Genomic DNA, 2,967 nt, shown 5'->3' with positions numbered 1-2,967 from the left:
GCTCCCAGCTCGGTATCGATTGCCCCGGGCGCGGTTCCGGCCACGGGGTGATCGCACGCTAGGTCGGTCGCGAACGGGCGCGACACCCCTATCCCCCCAGGTGTTGACCCTGCCCGCGGCCGGCCCCCACGGCGTCCGGCGACCCGCGCCCGGGCGCCGGGTGGGACGACGTGCCAGCTGGGCAGGGGTGCGGGGCGCTACGGGCGCGGTCAGGGGGGTGGTCGGTGTTCTCGGCGCGCTCCCCGGACGCCTTCAATGGCACGCACTGCCCAGGGCGCCGCCTCCCGCGGGCCCCCGAGGCGAGAAGAGACGGGTGGAGCATGACAGTTGCCGATGTGAACGTGCGAGTGGCCGAACTGGGAGCGATCAAGGAGTCGGCCGAGCTGGGCCCGTCGCCGAGCGCGTCGCAGGCGCAGCACGCCCGGGGCAAGCTGACGGTGCGCGAGCGGCTGGACCTGCTGTTCGATCCGGGCACGTTCCGGGAGATCGAGCAGCTGCGCCGTCACCGCGCTTCCGGTTTCGGGCTGGAGGACCGCCGGCCGCACACCGACGGCGTGGTGACGGGCTGGGGCAAGGTCGACGGCCGCCGGGTGTTCGTGTACGCGCACGACTTCCGGATCTTCGGCGGCTCGCTCGGTGAGGCCCACGCGCAGAAGATCCACAAGGTGATGGACCTCGCGGTCGCGGCGGGCGCCCCGCTGGTCTCGCTGAGCGACGGCGCGGGGGCCCGTATCCAGGAGGGCGTGACCGCGCTCGCCGGGTACGGCGGCATCTTCCGCCGCAACGTCGCCGCCTCCGGGGTGATCCCGCAGATCAGCGTGATGCTCGGGCCGTGCGCGGGCGGAGCGACGTACTCCCCCGCCCTGACGGACTACGTGTTCATGGTCCGTGACATCGCGCAGATGTACATCACGGGCCCTGACGTGGTGCAGGCGGTGACGGGCGAGCGGATCAGCCACGACGATCTCGGCGGCGCGCAGGTGCACTCGTCGGTGTCCGGCGCGAGCGCGTTCCTGTACGACACGGAGGAGGAGTGCCTGGAGGAGGTGCGCCACCTGCTGTCGCTGCTTCCTTCCAACAACCGGGAGCTGCCGCCGTCGGTGGCGGCGGACGATCCGGCCGACCGGCGGTGCGGGGCGCTGGCGGAGCTGGTGCCGGCCGATCCCAACCGCTCGTACGACATGCGCGCCGTGATCGAGGAGATCGTCGACGACGGGGACCTGTTCGAGGTCCACGCCAACTGGGCGACCAACATCATCTGCGGTCTGGCCCGGCTGGACGGGCACGTGGTCGGCATCGTCGCCAACCAGCCCGCCTCCCTCGCCGGCGTGCTGGACATCCACGCCTCGGAGAAGGCCGCCCGGTTCGTGCAGACCTGCGACGCGTTCAGCATCCCGCTGGTGACGCTCGTGGACGTGCCGGGCTTCCTGCCGGGCAGCGACCAGGAGCACAACGGGGTCATCCGGCACGGTGCGAAGCTGCTGTACGCGTACTGCGCGGCCACGGTGCCGCGGGTGCAGGTGATCCTGCGCAAGGCGTACGGCGGCGCGTACATCGTCATGGACTCGCGCTCGATCGGCGCGGACCTGTCGTTCGCGTGGCCCACCAACGAGATCGCCGTGATGGGTGCGGAGGGCGCGGCGAACGTCGTCTTCCGCCGGGAGATCGCCGCCGCGGACGACCCGGAGGCGGCGCGCGCGCAGCGCGTCAAGCAGTACCGCCAAGAGCTGATGCACCCCTACTACGCGGCCGAACGCGGCCTCGTGGACGACGTCATCGACCCGGCCACGACCCGGCAGGTGCTGGTGGACGCCCTGGAGGCGCTGCGGGCCAAGCACGTGCCGCTGCCCGAACGCAAGCACGGCAACCCGCCGTTCTGACCGCCGCACGCAAGAGCGAGGAGTACGCCCGATGACCGAGCGGGCCGAACCACTGATGAGGATCGAGCGCGGGACCCCGGACGGCACCGAACTCGCCGCGCTCCTCCTGGTGTTGCTCGCCGCCGGCCGGCAGCGGCAGCACCCCGGCGCGGACGCCGCGCACGGGCCCCGGGCCGCCGCCTGGGGTCCGGCGCGCGGCTGGCGCCCGCCCGGCACCTGGACCGCCCGGTGAACCGGGCACCTTCCCCACGCACCACACCTCACGGAACGGGACACCGAACGACATGACCGCGACCACGACCACGACCACAGGCGCCTGGCTGCGCCGGTTCCACCCCGCCGAGGACGCGCCCGTACGGCTGGTCTGCCTGCCGCACGCGGGCGGCTCGGCCAGCTACTACTTCCCGGTGTCCCGGGCCCTGTCCCCGCAGGCCGACGTGGTGGCCGTGCAGTACCCGGGCCGCCAGGACCGCCGCCACGAGCCGTGCCTGGACGACGTACGGGAGCTCGCCGACCGGGTGGTGGCGCAGCTGCTGCCGTGGTGCGACCGGCCGGTGGCGCTGTTCGGGCACAGCCTGGGCGCGACCCTCGGCTTCGAGGTGGCGCTGCGGCTGGAGGAGGCCGGGCACCCGCCGGTGGCGCTGTTCGCGTCGGGCCGCCGGGCGCCGTCCCGGCACCGGGAGGACGAACGGATCCACCTCGCACCGGACGAGCGGCTGCTGGCCACCATCAAGGGGATGAGCGGTACGGATCCCGCCGTGCTCGCCGACGACGAACTGCTGCGGGCGGTGCTGCCGGCGATCCGCGGCGACTACAAGGCCGCGGAGAGTTACCGGTACCGGCCGGGACCGCTGCTGAACTGCCCGGTGCTGGTGCTGAACGGGGACGCCGACCCGGAGGTGACCGCCCTGGAGGCCGAGGGCTGGACCGACCACACGAGGGGTCCCGTGTCCTTCCACTGGTTCACCGGGGGGCACTTCTACCTGAACGAGCACGCCGCAGAGGTCATCGGCCTGGTCCGCAGGCGCCTCGCAGGGTCCTGAACGCGCGGGGGTCCGGCCACCGTGCGGGCAGCCGGACCCCCTCG

Annotated in this window: 3 protein-coding genes; all 3 read left to right on the top strand. The window is 73.2% G+C overall.

The window, feature by feature from the left end; all coding sequences use genetic code 11:
* Nucleotides 1-320: 320 nt before the first annotated feature.
* The 3 genes from OHA81_RS24970 to OHA81_RS24960 are packed head-to-tail and all read left to right on the top strand — an operon-like array spanning nt 321 to nt 2,923.
* Nucleotides 321-1,880 (top strand): acyl-CoA carboxylase subunit beta, encoded by a 1,560-nt coding sequence (locus tag OHA81_RS24970; protein WP_329199396.1) that lies wholly within the window; start codon nt 321-323, stop codon nt 1,878-1,880.
* Between the two features lie 31 nt (nt 1,881-1,911).
* Nucleotides 1,912-2,112, top strand: a complete 201-nt coding sequence (locus OHA81_RS24965) for an acyl-CoA carboxylase epsilon subunit (protein WP_329199394.1) — start codon at nt 1,912-1,914, stop codon at nt 2,110-2,112.
* A gap of 52 nt (nt 2,113-2,164) precedes the next feature.
* Nucleotides 2,165-2,923, top strand: a complete 759-nt coding sequence (locus OHA81_RS24960; RefSeq protein WP_329199393.1) for a thioesterase II family protein — start codon at nt 2,165-2,167, stop codon at nt 2,921-2,923.
* The last annotated feature ends 44 nt before the right edge of the window (nt 2,924-2,967 follow it).

Source organism: Streptomyces sp. NBC_00667 (assembly GCF_036226825.1).
In the GTDB taxonomy this organism is placed as follows: Bacteria; Actinomycetota; Actinomycetes; order Streptomycetales; family Streptomycetaceae; genus Streptomyces.
This window is presented reverse-complemented; position numbering and strand designations above follow the sequence as displayed.

Excerpts from the sequence above, each read along its gene's own strand:
- OHA81_RS24970 (WP_329199396.1), top strand. The coding sequence starts at position 321 with ATGACAGTTGCCGATGTGAACGTGCGAGTGGCCGAACTGGGAGCGATC.
- OHA81_RS24965 (WP_329199394.1), top strand. The coding sequence starts at position 1,912 with ATGACCGAGCGGGCCGAACCACTGATGAGGATCGAGCGCGGGACCCCG.
- OHA81_RS24960 (WP_329199393.1), top strand. The coding sequence starts at position 2,165 with ATGACCGCGACCACGACCACGACCACAGGCGCCTGGCTGCGCCGGTTC.